The sequence below is a fragment of the Pseudomonas sp. UC 17F4 genome, from assembly GCF_900101695.1.
GTDB lineage: Bacteria > Pseudomonadota > Gammaproteobacteria > Pseudomonadales > Pseudomonadaceae > Aquipseudomonas.
Window position 1 is genome coordinate 5,125,608 of the sequence record NZ_FNKV01000001.1, and the last position, 22,827, is coordinate 5,148,434.

Consider the following 22,827-nt stretch of genomic DNA (forward strand, 5'->3'; position numbering starts at 1 on the left):
GCCAGCAAACCAGGAGTTGCCTGGCATACGACCGCTACGCGCTCGATCGCGGGGCAAGCCCGCTCCCACAGATTCACCCTCATTCCTGTGGGAGCGGGCTTGACCCGCGATGTTGTTCAGCCTTCCCGGCACTTGCGCCGGTACGGGAACACATCGATCACTTTGCCGCCGCGGATCGCCGCCTGCAGGCTCTTCCAGTAAACGGCGTCGTACAACTCGCCGTGCAGCTGGTTGAACAACCGGCGCTGGCCGCTATCGGCGAACAGAAACGGTGGAAACTCCTCGGGGAACACGTCCAGCGGGCCGATCGAGTACCAGGGCTCTGAGGCCATTTCATCCTCCGGCGTGCGCGGCGGCGGGATATAGCGGAAGTTGACCTCGGTCAGAAAGCAGATTTCGTCGTAGTCGTAGAACACCACCCGCCCGTGCCGGGTAACGCCAAAGTTCTTCAGCAGCATGTCACCGGGGAAGATGTTCGCCGCCGCCAGTTGCTTGATGGCCAGGCCGTAGTCTTCCAGGGCCTCGCGTACCTGGGCGTCGTTGGCGTTTTCCAGGTAGAGGTTGAGCGGGGTCATGCGCCGCTCGGTCCAGCAGTGGCGGATCAGCACGGTGTCGCCGTGCACTTCAACGGTAGACGGCGCCACTTCCAGCAGTTCGGCCAGGCACTCGGGCTCGAACTTGCTCAAGGGGAAACGAAAATCGGAGAACTCCTGGGTATCGGCCATGCGCCCGACGCGGTCGACGCTTTTTACCAGCCGGTACTTTTCGATCACCGTGGCGCGGTCGACGTTCTTCGACGGCGAGAAGCGGTCCTTGATGATCTTGAATACGGTGTTGAAGCCCGGCAGGGTAAACACGCTCATGACCATGCCACGCACGCCCGGGGCCATGATGAAGCGGTCATCGGTGCCGGCCAGGTGGTTGATCAGCGCCCGGTAGAACTCCGACTTGCCGTGTTTGTAGAAGCCGATCGAGGTGTACAGCTCGGCGATGTGCTTGCCCGGCAGGATGCGCTTGAGAAAGCCGACGAACTCGGCCGGCACCGGTACATCGACCATGAAGTAGGAGCGGGTGAAGGAGAAGATGATCGACACCTCGGCTTCGTCGGTGATCAGCGCGTCGACCTCAATGCCGTGGCCCTCACGGTGCAGCAGCGGGATCACCAGCGGCCATTGCTCGTCCTGGGTGTACAGGCGCCCGACCAGGTAGGCGCCCTTGTTACGGTACAACACCGAGGAAAACAGCTCGACGGCCAGGGCCGGGTCTTTGCAGACCCAGTCCGGCAGGTTCTCGCGCAGTTGCCCTTCCAGGCGTGCCAAGTCGCCGGCAAGGTCCGCGTAGGGCACATCGAAGCGGTAGTCGGCAAACACCTGCGCCAGCAATGCGCTCAAGCCGCTTTGTGGCCGATAGGTGCGGGTTTGCGCTGCCCGCTCGTGGCTGCGCAGCGAGGGCCGGGTGGTGTGGATGAACATGCAGCCATCGCTGATCAGGTCATGGCTGAACAGGCTGCAGAAGATCGAGTTGTACCAGGTCTCGGACAGTTCATCGTCCAGGCGCGGGTCGATCAGGCCTATATAAGCACTTTTGACCAGCGGCCACAGCGCGACGTCGAGCAGCACCTCGCCCTCGAAGCCCTGGCGCAGCCAGCCGCTGACCTCGCTGACTTTTTCCTCATACAGATTGATGCGCGCCGCCGAGGCGCTCTGGGTCTGTTGCCACTGGGCCTGCTCGAATCGCTCGCGGGCGCCGTCGGTGATCTGGCGGAAATGCTCGCGGTAATCGTCGAAGCCATCGAGGATCATCCGGGCGATATCGGCGGCCGGCCATTGCTGGGGCATACGTCAGACCTCTGCGGGAATGTCAAAGCCTGAGCTTAGCCAGTCGCCACGAGCAGGGAAAGCCTGTTGGCGCGGCTGTATCGGCCAAACTCGCCGGGTGCTGAATTCAAGCGCAAGAAAGGGAGAGAGCGCAGGCTGCGATGTAACGTAAACTCGCGCCCTGCCCCAAAGGACCCGGAGAGCCTCATGAGCCCCATCGCCATATCCCGCCTGTTGATTCTTGCTGCTGTCTGGGGGGCGAGCTTTCTGTTCATGCGCATCATCGCGCCGGTGCTCGGCACCCTGCCGACGGCGTTTTTCCGCGTCTCCATCGCCTGCCTCGGCCTGCTGGTGATTCTCGCCCTGCTGCGGGTGCGCTGGGACTTCAATGGCAAGCTCAAGGCCTGCCTGGTGCTGGGCATGATCAACTCGGGGATACCCGCCACCCTTTATTCAGTGGCCGCCCAGGTGCTGCCGGCCGGCTACTCGGCGATCTTCAATGCCACCACGCCGCTGATGGGCGTGCTGATTGGCGCGTTGTTGTTCCGTGAACCGCTGACCCTGGCCAAGCTCAGCGGCATCTTCCTCGGCCTGTTCGGGGTTGGCATTCTCAGTGGCGCGGGGCCGGTGGCGTTCGACGCCAAGCTGTTGCAAGGCGCCCTCTCGTGCCTGGCGGCGACCGCGTGCTACGGCCTGGCCGGCTTTCTCGCCCGGCGCTGGCTCGACCAGCAAGGCGGCCTCGACAGCCGCCTGTCGGCGCTGGGCAGTATGATGGGCGCAACCTTGCTGCTGTTACCGTTGTTCGGCTACAGCGTGCTCACCCAGCCGCCGGCAAGCTGGGGTGGCTGGCAGGTGTGGGCGTCGTTGCTGGGCCTGGGGCTGGTGTGCACCGCCTTTGCCTACATCCTGTATTTCCGCCTGATCAGCGAGATCGGCCCGGTCAAATCCAGCACCGTGACCTTCATGATCCCGGCCTTCGGTGTGCTGTGGGGCGCCTGGCTGCTGGACGAGCCGCTGTCGATGGCGCACCTGTACGGCGGGTTGTTGATTGCCGTGGCGTTGTGGCTGGTGCTCAAGCCAGCTCGCGCCTGACAGGTTAATGCTTGTTCCTGTGGGAGCTGCCAAGCCAGCTTCCACAGTTTCTGGTTTCACCCCTGAAACCAGCCCTTCACTCGCGTTACCGAAAAAAGCCTCTTTTCATTGCACCCGCCATTGCCACGCGCAGTTGTTGTGCAATTTCGTGCCATATAGAAAACCTTGTTTCATATATAAAACAAACAAGTTTTCCTGCTAATTCAATAAGTCACTAATAAATAAGCACTTTTCAAATAAAACAGGGCCAATACACATTTGGCATTGTTCATGCACTAAACCGCGTATCACCTATAAAACAGACCAGAGAGCTTCCCCAATGGCTGTGAAAGAGATGTACGCAATCCCCTCTCAATGGAATACGCCGCACTCCAAGGAAGACCTGGAGCCGACCGAAATCGAATTTCGCAATGTCGGTAAATGCTTCCCGGCCAAGGGCAAGGCCGAGGCGCCCTTTGCCATTCGCGAGGTGAACTTCAAGATCCGCCGCGGCGAGGTGGTGTCGATCATCGGCCCGTCCGGTTGCGGCAAAAGCACCATCCTCAACATGGGCTCGGGCCTCTACCGCCCCAGCGAAGGCGAAGTTTTCGTCGGTGGCGAAGCGGTGGTCGGGCCGGTGCGCAAGGTCGCCTTCATGCTGCAGAAGGATCTTTTGATGCCCTGGCGCAGCATCCGCCGCAACGTCGAGCTGGGCCTGGAAATCCAGGGCATGCCCGCCGCCAAGCGCCAGCCGATTGCCGAAGATCTGCTCAATCGCTGCCACCTGCAAGGCTTTGCCGACCACTACCCGTTCCAGCTGTCGGGCGGCATGCGCCAGCGCGCCGCCCTGGCCCGGACCCTGGCCATCGACCCGCAGGTGCTGTTCCTCGACGAGCCGTTCTCGGCCCTCGATGCGCAGACCAAGATGATCCTGCAACAGGACCTGGCGCGGATGCTGTTCGAAGAAAAGAAAACCGCGCTGTTCATCACCCATGACCTGGTCGAGGCGATTGCCATGTCCGACCGTCTGCTGGTGATGAGCGCCCGCCCCGGCACCATCATCGAAGAAATCACTGTCGACCTGCCGTTTCGCGACAACCCGCTGGAGCGCCGCAAGCTGCCGGAAATCGGCCCGCTGGCCGGGCGCCTGATGGAACTGCTGAAAGTCGGCGAAGACACCGAACTGCATTGATCAACGGCCACCGGCCCATCAACCGATTCAGGAGTACGCATGTTCAAGTCCCTGCAACGCCTGGCACAGACTTCAGTCATCGCCCTGGGCCTTGGCCTGGCGCTCAGCGCCCAGGCAGAGCCGACCAAGGTCACCTACCTGCTGCCCGCGCCGCCCAACTCGCCGGCTTTTGCGCCGTGGATCATCGCCAAGGAAAAGGGCTACTACCGTGCCAGGGACCTGGACCTGACCTTCATCGCCGCCAAGGGCGGAGTCGATGTCGCCAAGCAGATCGGTGCCGGCAACGCCATGCTCGGCGGCGCCATCGGTGACACCCCGATCGTGGTCCGCGCCAACGGCATTCCAGTGCGTGCGGTGGCGGTGCTCGGTGCCGGCGGGGTGACCATGATCGCCACCAACGCCGGCGAGAACATCCAGTCGATCAAGGACCTCAAGGGCAAGACCCTGACCGTGATGTCCTACTCCGACACCACCTACTATGCCCTGCTCGCCTCGCTGCGCAAGGCCGGCCTGAACAAGACCGACGTCGATATCCAGGCCGCCGGCCCCTCGGGGGTGTGGCAGCTGTTTTCAGCCAACAAGGCCCAGGCCATGGCCGGGGTGCCGGACTGGGTGGTGAATGCCGAAGAGGCCGGGCTGAAGATCAGCCTGATTCCGCAGAGCGAAATCTTCGAGAGCATGGCCCAGGCGATCCTCGCCTCGGACGACGCCATCAACAACCAGCCGCAGGTGGTCGGCGGCGTGGTCCAGGCCACCCTGCAGGGCATGCGCGACATCATCCAGGACCCGAAAGCCGCCGCCGCCACCTTCGCCAAGGCCGTGCCGGCCTACGCCGGCAAGGAAGCGGCGCTGGAGAAAACCTTGCGCCTGTATGTCGAGCACGTCTACGCCAACCAGACCGTGCTCGGGCGCATCGACCCGGCGCGCCTGGACGCAGTGCGCAAGTTCTACGTCAGCGAAGGCATCGTCGCCAAGGAACCCAAGCTCGACGAGCTCTACAGCAACCAGTTCATCGAAACCACCACGGCCGCGCAATAAGCCTGGATGCATAACAAGGTATTAGCCCGATGAGAAACCTCAACACCTCCGTGCTCGGCAGCGTCGCCCTGCTGATCCTGTTCCTGCTGCTCTGGCAGTGGGGCCCCGGCCTGCTCGGCATGCCCGAGTTCGTCATGCCGCAACTGAGCCGCGTGGCCCAGGAAAGCCTGGTGATGTGGCAGTCCAGCGGCCTGCTGCAGCACACCCTGATCACCGCCTTCGAGATCATCGTCGGCTTTGGCCTCGGCGCCCTGCTGGGCGTGGCCATCGGCGTGTCGCTGGGCCTGTCGCCGTCGGCCGAGGCCATGCTCTCGCCGTACATCCTGGCCCTGCAGATCGCCCCGAAAGTCGCCTTCGCGCCGCTGTTCGTGATGTGGCTGGGCTACACCATCTACCCGAAGATCCTCATCGCCATCCTCATCGTGTTCTTCCCGGTGATGATCAACGTGCTCTCGGCAATCCGTACCGTTGACCCGGACATGATCAACCTGGTGCGCACCATGAACGCCAGCCGCTGGCAGATCTTCCGCCTGGTGGAGTTCCCCTCGGCCATGGCCGCGCTGTTCTCGGGCCTGCGCATCGCCTCGACCCTGGCGGTGATCGGCGTCACCGTCGGCGAACTGGTCGGCGGCAACCAGGGCCTGGGCTTCCTGTTGGTCGACGCTGAAGGCCAGGGCAACACCGCCGGGGTCTTCGTCGCCATCGTCATGCTCACCCTGATCGGCGTGCTGGCCTACGGCGCGGTGGTCTGGGCCGAGAAACGCGTCCTGCACTACCTGCCCAAAGCCATGCTGAGTACCCAATGATGAACCCATTCAAAACCATGCTTGAAGGCCGCCGCGTGCTGGTCACCGGTGGCGCCCGTGGCCTGGGCTATGCCTTCGCCCAGGCCATCGGCCAGGCCGGTGCCCGCGTGGTGATCGCCGATATTCTCCAGGAGCGCGTGCTGCAGGCCGCCTGCGAGCTGCGCGAGCAAGGCTTGCAGGTGACCGGCGTGACCCTCGACCTGGGCAACCCGGAGTCGATCACTGCCTGCGTCGCCGAGACAGTTGCCGAGCTCGGCGGCCTCGACGGCCTGGTCAACAACGCCTCGATCACCAACTCCGGCGGCAAGACCTGCGAGCAACTGGACATCGACACCTGGGACCAGGTCATGCAGGTAAACGTGCGCGGCACCTGGCTAATGACCCGCGCCTGCCTGCCGGCCCTGCGCGCCAGCGCCAAGGGCGCGGTGATCAACCTGGCCTCCGACACCCCGCTGTGGGGCGCACCGAACCTGCTGGCGTATGTCGCCAGCAAGGGCGCGATCATCGCCATGACCCGCAGCCTGGCCCGTGAACTTGGCACTGACAACATCACCGTCAATGCCATCGCCCCCGGCCTGGTGCTGGTCGAGGCCACCGCCTATGTGCCCGAGGCGCGCCACCGCCTGTACACCGAACAACGGGCGCTTCAGCGCCCGCAACTGCCAGAAGACGTCAGTGGCGCCGTGCTGTTTGCCCTGTCCGACCTGTCGCGTTTCATCACTGGACAAACCCTGCCGGTCAACGGCGGGTTCGTCATGCCTTGAGCAAGGAGAAACCCATGACCGACCTATCCGTACAAAACGCCACCGCGAAAACCTGGGAACAACCCGCAGGCTCGGACCTCGCTGGCTGGATGCAGACCCGCATCGCCCGCTACCAAACCCGCAAGTACGACTGGGACGCGCTGAAGTTCCAGGCCGACTTTGACCCCAAGTTCCGCCGCGCGCAAATGCGCTACGTCGGCACCGGCGGCACCGGGGTCAACAGCGACATGAACACCATCCCCTCGGAGCACTTCACCTTCTCGACCATGGTCATCCCCGCCGGTCATGAAGGCCCGCCGCATATCCATACCGACGTCGAGGAAGTGTTCTTCGTGTTGCGCGGCAAGCTCAAGGTGATCATCGAGAAAGACGGCGAGCGCTTCGAAACTGTGCTCACCGACCGCGACCTGATTTCGGTACCGCCGGGCGTGTACCGCGAAGAGATCAACATCGGCGATGAAGACGCGCTGATGTGCGTGATGCTCGGCGCGAAAAAGCCGGTGACCCCGACCTACCCGCCAGCGCACCCGCTGGCCTCGATCAAGCGCGGTTAAGCCGATGTTGCACGCCACCGACCACTCGCTCGCCGGCCTTGCGGCCCAGTTGCAGCAGCGCTTCCCCCAGCGCCTGGTGCAACTGGCAAGCGGCGCCCAGGCGATCCGCGAAGCCGGGCACGGGCCGGCCATCGTGCTGTTGCATGGCATTGGCTCGGGCGCCGCGTCCTGGCTGCAGGTGGCGCTGCAACTGAGCCAGCACGCCCGGGTGATTGCCTGGGATGCACCGGGCTACGGCGACTCAAGCCCGCTGGCCAAGCCTGCGCCGCAGGCGGTGGACTATGCCCGGCGCCTGCGGCATTTGCTCGATGCGCTGCAGATTGACGACTGCCTGCTGGTCGGCCATTCCCTCGGTGCCCTCAGCGCCGCGGCCCTGGCCCAGCAGCAGCCGCAACGGGTGCGGCGCCTGGTGCTGATCAGCCCGGCTCGCGGCTATGGCGACCCGGCCCGTGCCGAGCAGGCGCAACAGGTGCGCAACCAGCGCCTGCACAACCTTGAGCAACTGGGCATCGCCCAGATGGCCAACCAGCGCAGCGCACACATGCTCTCGCCAGCGGCCAGCAGCGAAGCCCGCGCCTGGGTGCAATGGAACATGGCGCGGCTGCTGCCCCAGGGCTATCGCCAGGCCATCGAGTTGCTGTGTGGCGATGACCTGCTGCGCTACGCCGCCCTGGCCGTGCCGTGCGAAGTGCATTGCGGCGCCGCTGACAGCATCACCCGCCCCGAGGACTGCCAGGCCCTGGCCAAGGCCCTGGGGGCAGCGTTCGCGTTGATTGCCGAGGCCGGCCACGCCAGCCCGATCGAACAACCCGAGGCCGTGGCAACGCTGCTTGCCCGGGCCCTCGAAGAATCCCTGACAGGTACTGCGCTATGAATGATTCGGATCTGTTGAAAGACAACCAGGACAAGTACATCGTCCCCGGCCTTGAGCGCGGCCTGTTGCTGCTCTGTGAATTCAGCCGGCAAAACCGCACCCTCACCGCGCCGGAACTGGCGCGGCGCCTGGAGCTGCCGCGCTCGACCATCTTCCGCCTGTTGACCACCCTGGAAACCATGGGCTTCGTCACCCGCAGCGGCAACGAGTACCGCCTGGGCATGTCAGTACTGCGCCTGGGCTTCGAGTACCTGGCATCGCTGGAGCTGACCGAGCTCGGTCAACCGCTGCTGGCGCGGCTGTGCGATCACCTTAATTACCCGAGCAACCTGGTGGTGCGTGACGGTCGCTCGATCGTCTACGTGGCCAAGGTTTCGCCGCCGTCGGTGTTCTCCAGCGCGGTCAACGTCGGCACCCGCCTGCCGGCCCACGCCACGGTGCTGGGGCGCATCCTCCTTGAAGACCTGAGCCTGGCCGAGCTGCGTGAGCTGTACCCGGAGGAGCACCTGGAACAGCACTCGCCGTGCACACCGAAAACCGTACTGGAGCTGTTCGACCTGGTGCAGAGCGACCGTCAGCGCGGCTATGTCAGCGGCGAAGGTTTTTTCGAATCATCGATCTCGACCATCGCTGCGCCGGTGCGCGATCACAGTGGCCGGGTGGTTGCCGCCATGGGCGTGACCATCCCTACCGTGCAGGTTGCGCACATCAATTTCGACGGCCTGCTTGGCCATGTGCGGGGCAGCGCCGATGAGCTGTCGCGCCTGCTCAACTACACGCCAAACGCTGGCTCCGGCCGCGTCACCGCGCTGATGAGGGACTGACATGAGCAACCTCTATCAACTGCACGGGCGCACCGCCATCGTCACTGGCGGCTCTTCCGGGATTGGCCTGGCCTGTGTCGAGCAACTGCTTGAAGCCGGTGCGGCAGTGGCCTTTTGTGGTCGCGATCAGGACCGCTTGAACAGCGCCGAAGCCCGCCTGCGCGAACGTTTCCCCGATGCGCGTCTGTTGGCTCAAGCCTGTGATGTGCTGGATGCCGCGTCAGTCAACGCATTCGCTGCCGCCAGCCTGGCCGCCCTCGGCCCGGCCCAGGTGCTGATCAACAACGCCGGTCAAGGCCGGGTCTCGACCTTCGCCGACACCACTGATGAAGCCTGGAGCGAAGAGCTGCAGCTGAAATTCTTCTCGGTGATCTACCCGGTGCGCGCCTTCCTCCCCCAACTGCAAGGCCAGGCCGGCGCTTCGATCGTCTGCGTCAACTCGCTGCTGGCCAGCCAGCCGGAGCCGCACATGGTCGCCACCTCGGCAGCACGTGCGGGCCTTAAGAACCTGGTGCGCTCGATGGCCACCGAGTTCGCCGAACAGGGCATCCGGGTCAACGGCATCCTTATCGGCCTGGTCGAATCCGGCCAGTGGCGCCGGCGCTTCGAGGCCCGCGAAGAGCGCGATCTGGACTGGTCGCAATGGACCGCGCAACTGGCGCAACGCAAACACATTCCCCTGGGGCGCCTGGGCCTGCCCAAAGAAGCAGCCCAAGCGATCCTGTTCCTGGCTTCGCCCCTGTCGGCCTACACCACTGGCAGCCATATCGATGTTTCTGGAGGCCTGTCCCGCCATGCGTAATGAAAACACTGTCACCGTTGGCGCTGCCATCACCGCGTTCCTCGAACAATGCGAGGTCAAGGCCGCCTTCGGCGTGATCTCGATCCACAACATGCCGATCCTCGATGCTTTCGCCGTACGTGGCAACATCCGCTTCGTCATGGCCCGTGGCGAAGCCGGCGCGACCAACATGGCCGATGCCTACGCCCGCACCACCGGTGGCCTGGGCGTGTGCCTGACGTCCACCGGCACCGCTGCCGGCAACGCCGCCGGGGCGCTGGTCGAAGCACTGACCGCCGGCACGCCGCTGCTGCACATCACCGGGCAGATCGAAACGCCGTACCTGGATCAGGACTTCGCCTACATCCACGAAGCCCGCGACCAGTTGACCATGCTCAAGGCGGTGTCCAAGGCGGCCTTTCGCGTGCGCAGTGTCGAGACCGCGCTGAGCACCCTCAAGCTCGCCGTGCAGACCGCCCTGACCGCGCCCACCGGCCCGGTCAGCGTCGAGATCCCGATCGATATCCAGTCGACCTTCATCCCCATGCCGAGCGACCTGTCGCCGCTGCCGATCCCGGTTGCCGTGCCGGCGCCGGAAGCCCTCGACCTGGTCGCCGAACGCCTGGCCAGCGCCACCCGCCCGCTACTGTGGCTCGGCGGCGGTGCCCGCCACGCCGGGGCGCAGGTCAAGCGTCTACTGGACATGGGCGTTGGCGTGATCACCTCGACCCAGGGTCGCGGCGTAGTCAACGAAGACGACGAGCGTTGCCTCGGCGCCTTCTCGCAGAACAAGCTGGTCGAAGGTTTCCTGCAAAGCTGCGATGCGCTGGTGGTGGCCGGTTCGCGCCTGCGCAGCAACGAGACCTTCAAGTACGCCCTGAAGCTGCCGCGCACCACCCTGCGCATCGATGCCAACCCGGCCATCGAAGGGCGCAGCTACTCCAGCGAGCTGTTCATCTGCGGCGACTCGGCCCTGGCCCTCGATGGCCTGGCCGACCGCCTTGAAGGCCGCCTGAACATCGACCCGAACTTCATCGGCGAGCTCAAGGCCGTCCGCACGCAATCGCGCGCGCAGCTGGTGGCCGACCTCGGCCCGTACTCGGCGATGGTCGAACAACTGCAGGGGCTGACCGGGCGCAATTTCTCCTGGGTGCGCGACGTGACCCTGTCCAACAGCATCTGGGGCAACCGCCTGCTCAACCTCTACCACCCGCTGGCCGGCGTGCATGCCCTCGGTGGCGGCATCGGCCAAGGGTTGGCCATGGGCATTGGCGCGGCGGTGGCAGCGGCGGAAACCGACCCGCAGCGCAAGGTCTTCGCCCTGGCTGGCGACGGCGGCTTCATCCTCAACCTCGGTGAGCTGGCGACCCTGGTGCAGGAGAAAGCCAATGTGGTGATCCTGCTGATGAACGACCAGCGCTACGGGGTGATCCGCAACATCCAGGACGCCATCTACGGCGCCCGCCACGCCTATGTCGAACTGCACACCCCGGACTACACCAAGCTGGCCGAATCGATCGGCCTGCGCCATGGCCTGGTCAGCGACCTGAAGGACTTCGGCGCGGTGCTGAACAACGCCCTGAGCCAGGGCGGGCCGTTTTTGCTGGAAGTCGACATGCTCAGCGTTGGCGGCTTTGCCACCCAGTTCGCAGGGCCGCCCAACAGCGAAACCAAAGCCCAGAAAGCCACGGCCTGAGGACTTGCGCATGCTCAATATCACCATGATCGGCTGCGGCGCCATTGGCGTCGCGGTGCTGGAACTGCTGGAGAACGATGCGCAGCTGCGCGTCGAGCATGTGATCGCCTCGGCCGGCTCCGAAGCCCTGGTGCAACAGCGCCTGGCCAGCTTCAAGCGCCCGCCGCAGGTGCTCACCGCCCTGCCCGCCGACGCCCGCCCGGATTTGCTGGTGGAATGCGCCGGGCACAAGGCAATCGAGGAGCACGTGCTGCCGGCACTGGAGCGCGGCATCGCCTGCCTGATCGTCTCGGTCGGTGCGCTGTCGGAGCTGGGCCTGGTCGAGCGCCTGGAGGCCGCCGCCGCCCGTGGCAACACCCGCATCGAGCTGCTGCCCGGCGCCATCGGCGGCATCGATGCGCTGTCGGCGGCCAAGGTCGGCGGCCTGGATTCGGTCGACTACACCGGGCGCAAACCGGCCAGGGCCTGGAAGAACACCCCGGCCGAAGAGGTTTGCAACCTGGACGCCATCGACCAGGCCACGGTGATCTTCGAAGGCAGCGCCCGCGAAGCTGCGCGCCTGTACCCGAAGAACGCCAACGTCGCCGCCACCTTGTCGCTGGCAGGGCTGGGCCTGGACCGCACGCGAGTGACACTGATTGCCGACCCGCTCAGCGAAGAGAACGTCCACCACTTCGAAGCCCGTGGTGCCTTCGGCGGTTTCGAGATGAGCCTGCGCGGCAAGCCGCTGCAGGCCAACCCGAAAACCTCGGCGCTGACCGTCTACAGCGTGGTCCGTGCCCTGGGCAACCACGCCCATGCCATTTCCATCTAGGGGAACGTCGATGACGCTGGAACAGACTCTACCTATCTGCATTGCCGGCACCTGGCGCCTGGGCGGCGGTGAGCGCTACGCCACGCGCTACCCGGCCACCGGCGAGCCGGTGGCCTGGCTCAACGCCGCCAGCCTCGAGGATGTCGAAGACGCCGTGCAAGGCGCCCACCAGGCCTTCCTCAACAGCGGCTGGGCCCAGCGCAAGCCGCACGAACGCGCCGCCGTGCTGTACCGCATCGGCGAACTGATCCGCCAGCGCAGCGAAGAACTGGCGCAATTGCAACGCCAGGACAACGGCAAGCCGATCAACGAAACCCGCGCCCTGGTGGCCAGCGCCGCCGGTACTTTCCAGTTTTTCGCCGCCGCCTGCGAAACCCTGGAAGAGACCATCACCCCGTCGCGCGGCGACTTCGTCAGCATGAGCGTCTACGAACCCATGGGCGTGGTCGCGGCTATCACCCCGTGGAACTCGCCGATTGCCAGCGAAGCGCAAAAGGTCGCCCCGGCCCTGGCCGCCGGCAATGCGGTGGTAATCAAGCCGGCAGAAATCACCCCGCTGCTGGCCCTGCAACTGGCGCAGATCTGCGAGGACGCAGGCTTGCCCAAGGGCCTGGTCAGCGTGTTGCCGGGCAAGGGCTCATTGCTCGGTGATGCGCTGACGCAGCACCCGCTGATCAAGCGTGTGTCGTTCACCGGCGGGACCAAGACCGGGAAGCACATCGCCCACATCGCCGCCGACAAGATGATGCCGGTGTCGCTGGAACTGGGCGGCAAGTCGCCGACCATCGTCCTCGATGACGCCGACCTCGATCACGCCGTGGCCGGGGTGCTGTATGGCATTTTCAGCTCCTCGGGGGAGGCCTGCATTGCCGGTTCGCGGCTGTTCGTTGCCCGCGCCCTGTACGAGCCGTTCATGCAGCGCCTGGTCGCAGGCGCTGCGCGTTTGCGCCTGGGCGACCCGGCGGACGAAACCACGCAAATGGGCCCGCTGATCAGCGCCGCGCACCGCGAGTCGGTGGAGCGCTACGTGGCCCTGGGCCTGGCCGAAGGTGGCCGCCTGCTGCTCGGCGGCCAACGCCCGACTGGCGGCCTGTTTGATCAGGGCTACTTCTACCCGCCAACCATCCTCGAAGGCCTGCGCAACAGCCAGCAGACCTGCCAGGAAGAAATCTTCGGCCCGGTGCTGGTGGCGCTGCCGTTCGACAGCGAGGCAGAGCTGATCGAGCAGGCCAACGACAGCCTCTACGCCCTCGCCGCCGGCATCTGGAGCCGCGAATACAAGCGCGCCTGGGCCCTGGGCCGCAAGATCCAGGCCGGCACGGTGTGGATCAACACCTACAAGCAGTTCTCCATCGCCACCCCGTTCGGCGGCTGGCGTGACAGCGGCCTGGGTCGTGAAAAAGGCCGCCTGGGGATCCTGCAGTACATGGAACAGAAAAGCCTCTACTGGGGCATGAACGAACAACCACTGGCCTGGGCCGGTGTGGAGGCAAGGCCATGAGCGTATTGGGCATCGATGAAGTCACCTACGGCGTCGAAGACCTCGACACCTGCGTGCGCTTCTTCAGCGACTGGGGCCTGGACAAGGTCAGCGAACAGGCCGACGAGGTGGTCTTCGAAACCCTCAACGGCTGCCGGGTGGTACTGGCCGACATCAACAAGCCCGGCCTGCCAGCGGCGATCGAGCCGGGCTCGACCGTGCGTGAAGTGGTCTGGGGCGTGGAAAGCGAAGCGGACCTCGCCCTGTACAGCCAGCGCATCGCCAACGACCCGGGCTTTGTCGAAGGCAACGGGCGCATCGGCTGCACCGACCCCAACGGCCTGGCGATCCGCCTGCAGGTGACCCGCAAGCGCGCACTGGACATCGAGTGCAGCGGCCACAACACCTGGCAGACCAAGGGCCGGATCAACAAGCCGGCGCCGGTGTATGAGCGCGCCACGCCGATCGAAGTCGGCCACGTGGTGTTCTTCGTCAAGGATGTGAATGCCTGCGAAGCCTTCTACCACGAGCGCTTCGGCTTCCAGGCCTCGGACCGCTACCCCAACCGCGGCGCGTTCCTGCGCACCGCCGAGGAAGGCGGCCACCACGATTTGTTCATGCTCCAGCTGCCGGCCCCCCGCGCCGGTCTGAACCACGTCGCCTTCACCGTGCGCGACCTGCACGAAGTGTTCGGCGGCGGCATGCACATCTCGCGCAGTGGCTGGGCCACCGAGATCGGCCCGGGCCGCCACCCGGTGTCGTCGGCGTTCTTCTGGTACTTCAAGAACCCGGCCGGCGCCCTGGTCGAGTACTACGCCGACGAAGACCAGCTGACCGGCGAATGGCAGCCGCGCGAGTTCGAGCCGGGCCCGACGGTGTTTGCCGAATGGGCGATTGCCGGCGGCATCGATGGCAATACCCGGCGCCAGCAGCATGTCGAGGCGCCGCAAGGCAAGTTCCTTACCGACAAACCCAAACCCTGAGCAGGAGTTGTCCATGTCTTCGTTGAACATCGCCATCAACGGTGCCGGCATCGGCGGCCTTACCGCCGCCATCGCCCTGCGCCAGGCCGGTCACCAGGTCACGGTTTTCGAACAGTCCAAGGCGTTTTTGCGGGTCGGTGCCGACATCAACCTCACCCCCAACGCCGTGCGCGCCCTCGATGGCCTCGGCGTCGGCCCGGCGGTGCGCATTCCGGCCGCGCGCCCGAGCCACCGCATCAGCCGTATGTGGGACACAGGCGAAGAAACCTCGCGCCTGGAAATGGCCGACGCCGCGCAAAGCCAGTACGGCGCACCGCAATTGACCATTCACCGCGCCGACCTGCTGGCGGCCCTGGCCGATGTGTTCCCGCTGCACAACGTGCAGTTCGCCAAGCGCGCCGAGCAGGTGCTGCAGGATGCCGACGGCGTCGAGCTGCGCTTCAAGGATGGCAGCCGCCATCGCGCCGACCTGCTGATCGGCGCCGACGGCATTCACTCGGTAGTGCGCAATGCCCTGTTCGGTGAAGAGCAGCCGCGCTTTACCGGCGTGGTCGCCTACCGCGCCGTGGTCCCGGCCGAGCGTGTAGCGCATGTACCGAACATCCAGGCCTTCACCAAATGGTGGGGCCCCAACCCGCAGAGCCAGATCGTCACCTTCCCGCTGAACCAGGGCCGCGACATCTTCATCTTCGCCACCACCGCCCAGGACAGCTGGCACCTGGAGTCCTGGACCACTGCTGGCGACGCCGCCGAACTGCGCAGCCATTACCAGGACTTTCACGCCGACGCCCGGGCGCTGCTCGACGCCTGCGACGAAGTCCTCAAGACCGCACTGTACGAGCGTGACCCGCTGCCGTACTGGTCCGAAGGCGCGATCACCCTGCTCGGTGACGCCTGCCACCCGATGATGCCGTTCATGGCCCAGGGCGCCGGCCAGGCCATCGAAGACGCGGTGGTGCTGGCCCGTCATCTACACGGTGTCACCAGCCCGGCGCAGATCGCCAGCGCCCTGCAGGGTTACCAACGGTCGCGCCTGGAGCGCACCAGCCAGATCCAGATCGGTTCACGCGGCAACCAGTGGCTCAAGGCCGGCGGCAATGCCGACTGGGTCTATGGCTACGACGCCTGGACCGTGCCTACCGCCAGCGCTGCCTGAGGCCCAAGCATGAGCGAGACGATGCAACTGACGCTGGTGCTCAGGCACGACCAGTCGAAGAACCTGGAACAGATTCAGGCGCACATGAAGCAGATGGGCTGGTGGGACAGCTTCCCGCCGGCCGGCGTCGAGCTGGTGTCCTGGACCGTGGCCATGGGCCTGGGCCAGATCGTCACCCTGCGCCTGCCGCCGAGCCTGCTCGGCAAGGTCAATGTGGAACTGGAGCGCGCCGCCTGGGGCGTGTTCCGCACCGAATGCTACCCGACGTACGACTTTGTCCCGGTCCGCGAAATGATCCGCGAACGGGTTCGCAATGGAGGTCAATGACATGAGCAACACCCCACGCTACCTGGAGCCCCATCAGGCGCGCAAACGGCCCAACACCCCGTTCGAAGAACTGCTCGGCGATTCCATCGAGCGCGCCTACGGCAACGGCATCACCCAGCTGCCCGAGCTGCTGGCGCACCTGAACCTGGCCGGGCCGCCTTGCCCCTTGACCCGCGGCGAGTGGACCGAAGACTCCTATAAAACCCTGATGGCGCGGCTGGGCGCATGACCCGCCGGAGGTAAAACAAGATGAATATGCAATTCACCGTCGATCCTGTTGAGAACCACCTGGCCAACGGCCTCAAAGACCTCTGGTTTCCCGTATTGCCCTCCGGGCTGCTTGGCGACAAGCCGCTGTCGGTGCGCCGCCTGGGCTACAAGATCGCCCTGTGGCGCGACAACGATGGCAGCGTGCATGCCCTCGAAGACCACTGCCCGCACCGCGGCGCGCCGCTGTCCCAGGGCCCGGTGCTGGGCGACCGCCTGCAGTGCCCGTACCACGGCGTCGAAGTGCGCTGCGACGGCACCGTGACCAAGGTCCCCGGCAGCCCTGGCTGCAAGCTCGAAGGCAGCCGCCCGACGCGCATGTTCCACACCCGCGAGGCGGCCGGGGCGATCTTTTTGTTCAACGCCACCGACCCGCACCTGGACACCCCGCCAGAGCTGGTGCTGCCCGAGCAACTGACCTCGCCCGAGTGGAGCAGCTTCCTCTGCTACACCGAGTGGCAAGGTGACTACCGCTACGTGCTCGACAACGTCATGGACCCGATGCACGGCACCTACCTGCACAAGATGTCGCACTCGATGAGCGAAGGCGAAGCCACCGCCAAGTTCGTCACCCGCGATACCGAGCAGGGTTTCTTCTTCGAGAAGGAAGGCCAGCGCGGGGTCAACTTCGACTGGACCGAATTCCTCGACAACGGCTGCCACTGGCTGCGCCTGGAAATCCCTTACCCGAAGACCGGCGGCCCGGGCGGCAACTTCACCATCATCGGCAGCTACACCCCGAGCAGCCGCAGCCTCTCGGCAGTGTTCCACTGGCGCGCGCGGCCACTGACCGGCTGGCAGCGCGACACCTGGCGCTTCCTCTACAAGAACCGCCTGGAAGCCCGCCACTGGGCAGTGCTGGAGCAGGACCGGGTGCTGCTGGAGTTCATGGAGTTCGACGCCAACCAGCGCGAGAACCTCTATCAGCATGACCTCGGTGTGGTGCGCCTGCGCCGCTACCTCAAGGGCAAGGCCAAGGAGCAACTGGCGCTGATCGAAGCGAAGCAACTGTGATGAACCTGCCCGTGCACCGTATCCAGGCACAGGCGGTGACCGAGCTGGCCACTGCCAGCTGGTCCAACGCCCTGCTGCTGGGCAACGAGCTGGTGATGTCCGGCATGACCGGCCATCCCGCCACCCGCCAGGCCACCGAGGGCGGCGCGCCGCTGGATGCCTACGCGCAGACCCTGGTGGTACTGAACAAGATCCGCGCCCTGGTGGAAGCGGCAGGCGGGCACATCGGCAATCTCTACCGTTTGACGCTGTACCTCACCGACATTGCCGACAAGGACGAAGTCGCTCGCGCCCGCCGCGACTTCTTCCAAGGCTTTGCCTGCTACCCCACCTCCACCCTGGTTCAGGTGAGCGCCCTGGTGTTCCCCGAACTGGTGGTGGAAATCGAAGCCAGCGCCCGGCTCGACATTGACTTGCGCACTGCGCCCTTGAGGTGACCGATGTCCAACTCCTCTACCATCACCGCGCTGGTGCACACCCTGCGCCACGAAGCCGAAGGCATCATCAGCGTCGAACTGCGCCCCTGGGGCGACACCGTGTTCGCGCCGTTCGAAGCCGGCTCGCACATCGACCTGCACCTGCCCAATGGCCTGGTGCGCAGCTACTCACTGCTCAACTCGCCGAGCGACCAGGGCCGTTATGTAGTCGGCATTCTGCGTGATCGCAACAGCCGCGGCGGCTCGGCGTTCGTCCATGAGCATCTGCGGGTTGGCACGCAACTGCACATCTCGCAACCGCGCAACAACTTCGCCCTCGACCCGCACGCCAGCCACAACGTGCTGGTGGCCGGCGGCATCGGCATCACGCCGATCTACTGCATGTTTCGCCAGCTGCTGGCGCTGGGCAAATCCGCCGAGCTGATCTACTGCGCCCGCTCGCGCAAGGAAGCGGCGCTGCTGGAAGAGCTCAGCGGGGTCGATGCCAAGGTGCTCTACCATTTCAACGACGAGAAGAACGCGGCACCCGACCTGACCCATTACCTGGCCGGGCAGCCCGGAGATACGCACTTCTACTGCTGCGGCCCGACGCCGATGCTCGATGCCTTCGAGAGCACCTGCGAAAGCCTCGGTTACCCTCATGCGCATATCGAACGCTTCACCGCCGCCGAACTGCCGCCCTCGGAAGATGCCCAGGACAGCTACAGCGTCGAACTGAAAAAGTCCGGCAAGACCCTGAGCGTCGAGCCTGGGCTGAACCTGCTCGACGTGCTGCTCGAAGCCGGCTGCGATATCGAGTACAGCTGCCGCGAAGGGGTGTGCGGCTCGTGCGAAACCCGGGTGCTGGAAGGTGACATCGACCACCGCGATGGCGTGCTGACCAAGGCCGAACGGGCGGCGAACACATCGATGATGGTCTGTGTCTCGGGCTGCAAGAGCCGGCGCATGGTGCTTGATCTGTAACTGTTGCAACACGCGCAATTGGCCGGCACCGGGTGTGCCGGCTTTTTTTTGCTCCGCTTTCGCAGGTCCGGCGGCCCCAAAACAGTCAATTACTTATTCATTGATAAAACAACCAACGCACTGTCAACGCGCGCTGTGCAATTAAACCGCACTGCCATTGCCCACCCCTGTTACTTAAACGCCACGCTGTTTCACCCACGGCACGAATTAAGGCGTTTCAGATATAAATAATTGTTTTACATCATATTTATTAAAACACCAGTCACTCATCAGCACTGGCACAGTTCCTGCTCTTTACCTCTCGAGTTCAAATAAAAACAACGTGCCACCTATAAAACAATAACAAACCTACCGATGCGCCACCGCTGACTTTCGCTTAACGCCTGATTCCAGGCGGCGGACAGCTGTTGCCCAGAGAAACTGCTCAACCTTGCGGGGCATTGATATGAACAAGTACGTGATAAGCCTGGGCCTGATCCTTGGCAGCGCCACCAGTTTCGCTTCCGAGCCCGGCCCGGCGGCGCCGGACCAGCCGCCAGCGCTGAAAAAACCCTTCCCGCACATTGCCTGGCGCAGTGACGACGGCCAGAGTTCGCTGGATATCGGCGGCGCGCTGCGGGTCAACTACCGCGATGAGCACTGGGACACCACCGAAAACAACGGGCGCTTTCTCTTCGACACCTTTCGCCTGGATGTCCAGGCCACCCACAAGCAACTGTTCAGCGACATCGGCTACTGGTTCCAGGACGACGGCAAGCGCTCGATCGACCGCGGCTACGTCGGTTATCGCTTCAATGCCAATTCCAACGTGCAACTGGGCGCACCGTTCAAACCCTTTGGCCTTGAGCCCTACCCGCAGTTCGGCTGGAGTTACCACATCCCGTTTTTCATGGGCTATGGCGTCAGCGCCGGCAGCGGCCTGAAGTACAGCTACAAGGACAAGGACTGGGACCTGCAACTGGGGTACTTCCCGCGCATGCTGCCCAGCGGCATCCGCTACTCGCCAGAAGTCGGCCGTTACAGCGATCTTGACGACAACGCCGTGGCCTTCACCCAGTCACGCCAGGACAACGAGAAGCGCAACCAGGTCAACGCCCGGGTGGCCCGGACCTTCAGCGGTGACGGCTGGAAAACCGAAATCGGCGCCTCGCTGGCCGCAGCCGAGCTGTACAACGCCACCACCCGTGACGATGGCGACTACTGGGCCGGCGGCGTGCATGCGATCGTCAACGCCGGCAACTGGACGGTTACCAGCCAGGCGATTCGCTACGAATACGATCCGAAGAACCCCAACGGCGTCAGCAACGACTCGGTGCTGATGGGCGGCAACGGCCTGACCCCGGCCTACCTGATCGCCTCCAAGGCCACCATCGGCTCGATCAACGTCGGCTACGACATCTTCACCCCGGGCCTTGGCCAGTTGAAGAAGATCAAGGTCTACAACGACTACAGCCGCATGATGAAAGACAAAAGCGGCTGGGATGACTCGCAGATGTTTACCGTCGGCGCGCAGTTTTTGGCCATGCCGATCATGGCCTGGGTCGACTTCACCTGGGCGAAGAACGCCAACCCCTTTGGCGGCGCCGAGAACGGCACGGGCTGGACCAGCACCAACTCGGTCGGCAGCAACGACTGGTACTACCGCACCAACATCAACATCGGCTACTACTTCTGACAGCAAACCGCCCGGCGCGCTGCCGGGCGGTCCGTACGGTCAGTCAGCCTGCAGTTGCGCCTGCGTGGCTGCGGGCTTGCGGAACACGAACAGCAGGCCGATGACGATCAGCCCCATGCCCAACAGGCTGAGCGCCGCCAGACGGTTGCCGAAGATCAGGTAGTCCATTACCGCCGTCACTGCGGGCACCAGGTAGAACAGGCTGGTGACATTGACCAGGTTGCCCTTGGCGATCAGCCGGTACAGCAGCAAGGTCGCCAGCAGCGACACCACCAGGCCCATCCACAATAACGCGCCGATGAAACTGTCGGTCAGTTCCACGTGCAGCGGCTGGAACGGCGCAAACACCGCGCACATCATCAGCCCGGCAATGTACTGCAACGGCAGGGTGCCCATGGGGTTGCTGGTGATGCGCTTTTGCATGATCGAACCGCAGGTCATGCTCATCAGCGCCAGCAAGGCAAACAGCATCCCGGCCAGCGACACGCCACCGAGGTTGATGCCCTGGTAAACCACCATGATCAACCCGCTCAGGCCCAGGCCCAGGCCGAACAACCGGCTCCAGGAGCGCTGGCGCTCCATCAGCACCACGGTGAGGATCGGTTGCACGCCCATGACCGTGGCCATGACCCCGGGGGTAACGTGGGTGTTGAGCGCCAGCAGGTAGAAGATCTGGTAGGCGCCGAGCAGCACGCAACCGGTGGCCAGGGCTTGCAGCAGCGCCGGGCGGCTGCGCGGCCAGCGCAGTTTGAGCAACGGGCTGAGCAACAGCAGGCCGGCCAGGGCCAGGGCCGAACGCAGCAGCAGGAAGGCAAACGGGCTGGCGTGGGCCAGGCCGAGCTTGGAGACGATCGCCCCGCTACTCCAGAGCAGGACGAACAGGCTGGTAGTGGCCGCCGAGACCATAGATTGTTTCGATAGAACAGACATGAATGCCACCTGTAATTCGGGCAGATAAGCCGAACGGCGCTACCCGCGAGGGGCAGCCAACCGTATTCAGTAGGGTGCAGGTGTGTGGGAGCGCAGCGATTGGCCGCTTAGCCCAGCACTACCACCGCTGGCGGTGCAACGATGCACACGACCACGCTACTGACAGGTGGTGGGTAGTGACTGATCATGGCCGGCTGCTGGCTCGCGCGCACAACGACAACCGCGTCAGGCGCGGTAGCGAATACGGTGGCTGGGCAGGAAGCTGGCATGAGCAGGTCTTCGGTGAGGGTGAAGTGGGTCTGACTATAGCGGTGAGTTTATCGCGGGGCAAGTCGGGTCGCCGCTCCCACCGGTGGGAGCGGCGGTGCGACGCCTCGACTTGCCCCGCGATGCTGTTTCAGAACAACCAGCGATACAGCAAGTAGGCAACCACCACCGCCAGCACCGGACGCAACACCCGGTAGGCCTTGGGATTGGCACGCTTGAACTGCTTCACGCGGCTGCTGATGACATTGCTGAAGCGCTTGCTCCAGGCATAGGCCTGGTTGATCCCGCCCACGCGCTCGTCGTCGGTGTTCTGCGGCGCGGTGGCGCGGCCGAGGAAGGCACTGACCTTGCGGTTGATGCGGGTCATCAGCGGGCTGTTGAGCGGGCGCTCGACGTCGCAGAAGAGGATCACCCGGGTGGTCTCGGTTTCGTTCTTGACCCAGTGCACGTAGGTCTCGTCGAACATCACGTCTTCACCGTCGCGCCAGGCGTACACCTGGCCATCGACGTAGATCCGGCAGTCGTCGGAGTTGGGCGTCGACAGGCCCAGGTGATAGCGCAGGGAACCGGCGAACGGGTCGCGGTGCGGGTTCAGGTGGCTGCCACCAGGCAGCAGGGCGAACATCGCACCTTTGACGTTGGGGATGCTGTTGACCAGCGCGACGGTCTTCGGGCACAACGTCTCGGCCGAAGGCAGCGGCTTGTCGTACCACTTCAGGTAAAAACGCTTCCAGCCCTTCTTGAAGAACGAACCGAAGCCGGCGTCATTGTCTTTCTCGGCGGCGCGGATGTAACCCTCGTCGAACAGGTGCATGGCCTCTTCGCGGATCACTTCCCAGTTGTCCTTGAGCACGTCGAGCTCGGGGAAACGGCTGCGGTCCAGGTACGGCTTGGACGGCACACCGGAAAACAGGTACATCAGGGCGTTATAAGGGGCGAACAGCGCCGAATGGTTGACGAACTGGCGCAACATTGGCAAACGCGCCTTGCCGCGCAGGTGCACATACAGTGTGCTGCCGAAGAACAGCAGCAGTACACCTGCCTTGGCGACAAAGGAAAAGGTCATGCAACACTCCTTGGAATTTCGATCAGGCCAT

24 protein-coding genes are annotated in these 22,827 nt (G+C 64.5%); 20 read left to right on the plus strand and 4 right to left on the minus strand.

Annotated features, from left to right (window positions below; genetic code table 11):
* Positions 1-116: 116 nt before the first annotated feature.
* Positions 117-1,838, minus strand: coding sequence for a bifunctional isocitrate dehydrogenase kinase/phosphatase (gene aceK, locus BLR26_RS23310; RefSeq protein WP_093386107.1), 1,722 nt, complete (start codon positions 1,836-1,838; stop codon positions 117-119).
* Between the two features lie 186 nt (positions 1,839-2,024).
* Here aceK and BLR26_RS23315 point away from each other — a divergent pair, with 186 nt between their 5' ends.
* From BLR26_RS23315 to BLR26_RS23410, 20 genes are all read left to right on the plus strand, one after another.
* Positions 2,025-2,909: a DMT family transporter gene (locus BLR26_RS23315; protein ID WP_093386111.1), complete on the plus strand. Its 885-nt coding sequence runs from the start codon at positions 2,025-2,027 to the stop codon at positions 2,907-2,909.
* Positions 2,910-3,243: 334 nt separating this feature from the next.
* On the plus strand, positions 3,244-4,080 hold the full coding sequence (locus BLR26_RS23320) for an ABC transporter ATP-binding protein (RefSeq protein ID WP_045193440.1): 837 nt from the start codon (positions 3,244-3,246) through the stop codon (positions 4,078-4,080).
* 39 nt (positions 4,081-4,119) lie between these two features.
* Positions 4,120-5,118 (plus strand): ABC transporter substrate-binding protein, encoded by a 999-nt coding sequence (locus BLR26_RS23325; protein WP_093386114.1) that lies wholly within the window; start codon positions 4,120-4,122, stop codon positions 5,116-5,118.
* A gap of 29 nt (positions 5,119-5,147) precedes the next feature.
* Positions 5,148-5,924, plus strand: a complete 777-nt coding sequence (locus BLR26_RS23330) for an ABC transporter permease (RefSeq protein ID WP_045193442.1) — start codon at positions 5,148-5,150, stop codon at positions 5,922-5,924.
* Positions 5,924-6,688 carry an SDR family oxidoreductase gene (locus tag BLR26_RS23335; RefSeq protein ID WP_093387658.1) on the plus strand — a complete coding sequence of 255 codons (765 nt, stop codon included), beginning with the start codon at positions 5,924-5,926 and terminating at the stop codon, positions 6,686-6,688. The genes BLR26_RS23330 and BLR26_RS23335 overlap by 1 nt, the downstream gene beginning before the upstream one ends.
* A 14-nt stretch (positions 6,689-6,702) precedes the next feature.
* Entirely contained in the window at positions 6,703-7,242 is a 540-nt protein-coding gene (locus BLR26_RS23340; RefSeq protein WP_093386119.1) for a cupin domain-containing protein, read from the plus strand.
* 4 nt (positions 7,243-7,246) lie between these two features.
* The gene (locus BLR26_RS23345) at positions 7,247-8,116 is read left to right on the plus strand and encodes an alpha/beta fold hydrolase (RefSeq protein WP_045193444.1); all 870 of its coding nucleotides are present in this window, start codon (positions 7,247-7,249) and stop codon (positions 8,114-8,116) included.
* On the plus strand, positions 8,113-8,940 hold the full coding sequence (locus BLR26_RS23350; protein ID WP_045193445.1) for an IclR family transcriptional regulator: 828 nt from the start codon (positions 8,113-8,115) through the stop codon (positions 8,938-8,940). Before BLR26_RS23345 ends, BLR26_RS23350 begins: the two co-directional genes overlap by 4 nt.
* Before the next feature lies 1 nt (position 8,941).
* Entirely contained in the window at positions 8,942-9,742 is an 801-nt protein-coding gene (locus BLR26_RS23355) for an SDR family oxidoreductase (RefSeq protein WP_093386124.1), read from the plus strand.
* Entirely contained in the window at positions 9,735-11,417 is a 1,683-nt protein-coding gene (locus BLR26_RS23360) for a thiamine pyrophosphate-binding protein (protein WP_093386131.1), read from the plus strand. The genes BLR26_RS23355 and BLR26_RS23360 overlap by 8 nt, the downstream gene beginning before the upstream one ends.
* A gap of 10 nt (positions 11,418-11,427) precedes the next feature.
* Complete coding sequence (locus tag BLR26_RS23365; RefSeq protein WP_045193450.1) at positions 11,428-12,231, plus strand: aspartate dehydrogenase; 804 nt, start codon at positions 11,428-11,430, stop codon at positions 12,229-12,231.
* 10 nt (positions 12,232-12,241) lie between these two features.
* Positions 12,242-13,732, plus strand: a complete 1,491-nt coding sequence (locus BLR26_RS23370) for an aldehyde dehydrogenase (protein WP_093386136.1) — start codon at positions 12,242-12,244, stop codon at positions 13,730-13,732.
* On the plus strand, positions 13,729-14,694 hold the full coding sequence (locus tag BLR26_RS23375; RefSeq protein ID WP_045193452.1) for a VOC family protein: 966 nt from the start codon (positions 13,729-13,731) through the stop codon (positions 14,692-14,694). The genes BLR26_RS23370 and BLR26_RS23375 overlap by 4 nt, the downstream gene beginning before the upstream one ends.
* 13 nt (positions 14,695-14,707) lie before the next feature.
* Positions 14,708-15,850: an FAD-dependent monooxygenase gene (locus tag BLR26_RS23380; RefSeq protein WP_093386142.1), complete on the plus strand. Its 1,143-nt coding sequence runs from the start codon at positions 14,708-14,710 to the stop codon at positions 15,848-15,850.
* A gap of 9 nt (positions 15,851-15,859) precedes the next feature.
* A complete protein-coding gene (locus BLR26_RS23385) occupies positions 15,860-16,177 on the plus strand; it encodes a hypothetical protein (RefSeq protein ID WP_093386146.1) in 318 nt (105 codons plus the stop codon).
* A gap of 1 nt (position 16,178) precedes the next feature.
* Positions 16,179-16,406 carry a recombinase-like helix-turn-helix domain-containing protein gene (locus BLR26_RS23390; protein WP_045193456.1) on the plus strand — a complete coding sequence of 76 codons (228 nt, stop codon included), beginning with the start codon at positions 16,179-16,181 and terminating at the stop codon, positions 16,404-16,406.
* Between the two features lie 20 nt (positions 16,407-16,426).
* Positions 16,427-17,458 carry an aromatic ring-hydroxylating oxygenase subunit alpha gene (locus BLR26_RS23395; protein WP_093386150.1) on the plus strand — a complete coding sequence of 344 codons (1,032 nt, stop codon included), beginning with the start codon at positions 16,427-16,429 and terminating at the stop codon, positions 17,456-17,458.
* Positions 17,458-17,895, plus strand: coding sequence for a Rid family hydrolase (locus BLR26_RS23400; protein WP_045193459.1), 438 nt, complete (start codon positions 17,458-17,460; stop codon positions 17,893-17,895). Before BLR26_RS23395 ends, BLR26_RS23400 begins: the two co-directional genes overlap by 1 nt.
* 3 nt (positions 17,896-17,898) lie before the next feature.
* Entirely contained in the window at positions 17,899-18,858 is a 960-nt protein-coding gene (locus BLR26_RS23405) for a PDR/VanB family oxidoreductase (protein ID WP_093386155.1), read from the plus strand.
* Between the two features lie 445 nt (positions 18,859-19,303).
* Positions 19,304-20,533, plus strand: coding sequence for a primase/helicase family protein (locus BLR26_RS23410; RefSeq protein ID WP_093386159.1), 1,230 nt, complete (start codon positions 19,304-19,306; stop codon positions 20,531-20,533).
* A gap of 39 nt (positions 20,534-20,572) precedes the next feature.
* Here the strand turns inward: BLR26_RS23410 and BLR26_RS23415 are convergent, their stop codons facing one another.
* The 3 genes from BLR26_RS23415 to BLR26_RS23420 all read right to left on the minus strand — a co-directional run bounded on the left by BLR26_RS23415 (position 20,573) and on the right by BLR26_RS23420 (position 22,796).
* Positions 20,573-21,463 (minus strand): DMT family transporter, encoded by an 891-nt coding sequence (locus tag BLR26_RS23415; RefSeq protein WP_093386164.1) that lies wholly within the window; start codon positions 21,461-21,463, stop codon positions 20,573-20,575.
* A 107-nt stretch (positions 21,464-21,570) separates the two neighbouring features.
* Positions 21,571-21,732, minus strand: coding sequence for a hypothetical protein (locus tag BLR26_RS27375; protein ID WP_176794290.1), 162 nt, complete (start codon positions 21,730-21,732; stop codon positions 21,571-21,573).
* A gap of 128 nt (positions 21,733-21,860) precedes the next feature.
* Positions 21,861-22,796 carry an aspartyl/asparaginyl beta-hydroxylase domain-containing protein gene (locus BLR26_RS23420; RefSeq protein ID WP_093386168.1) on the minus strand — a complete coding sequence of 312 codons (936 nt, stop codon included), beginning with the start codon at positions 22,794-22,796 and terminating at the stop codon, positions 21,861-21,863.
* Positions 22,797-22,827 lie beyond the last annotated feature (31 nt).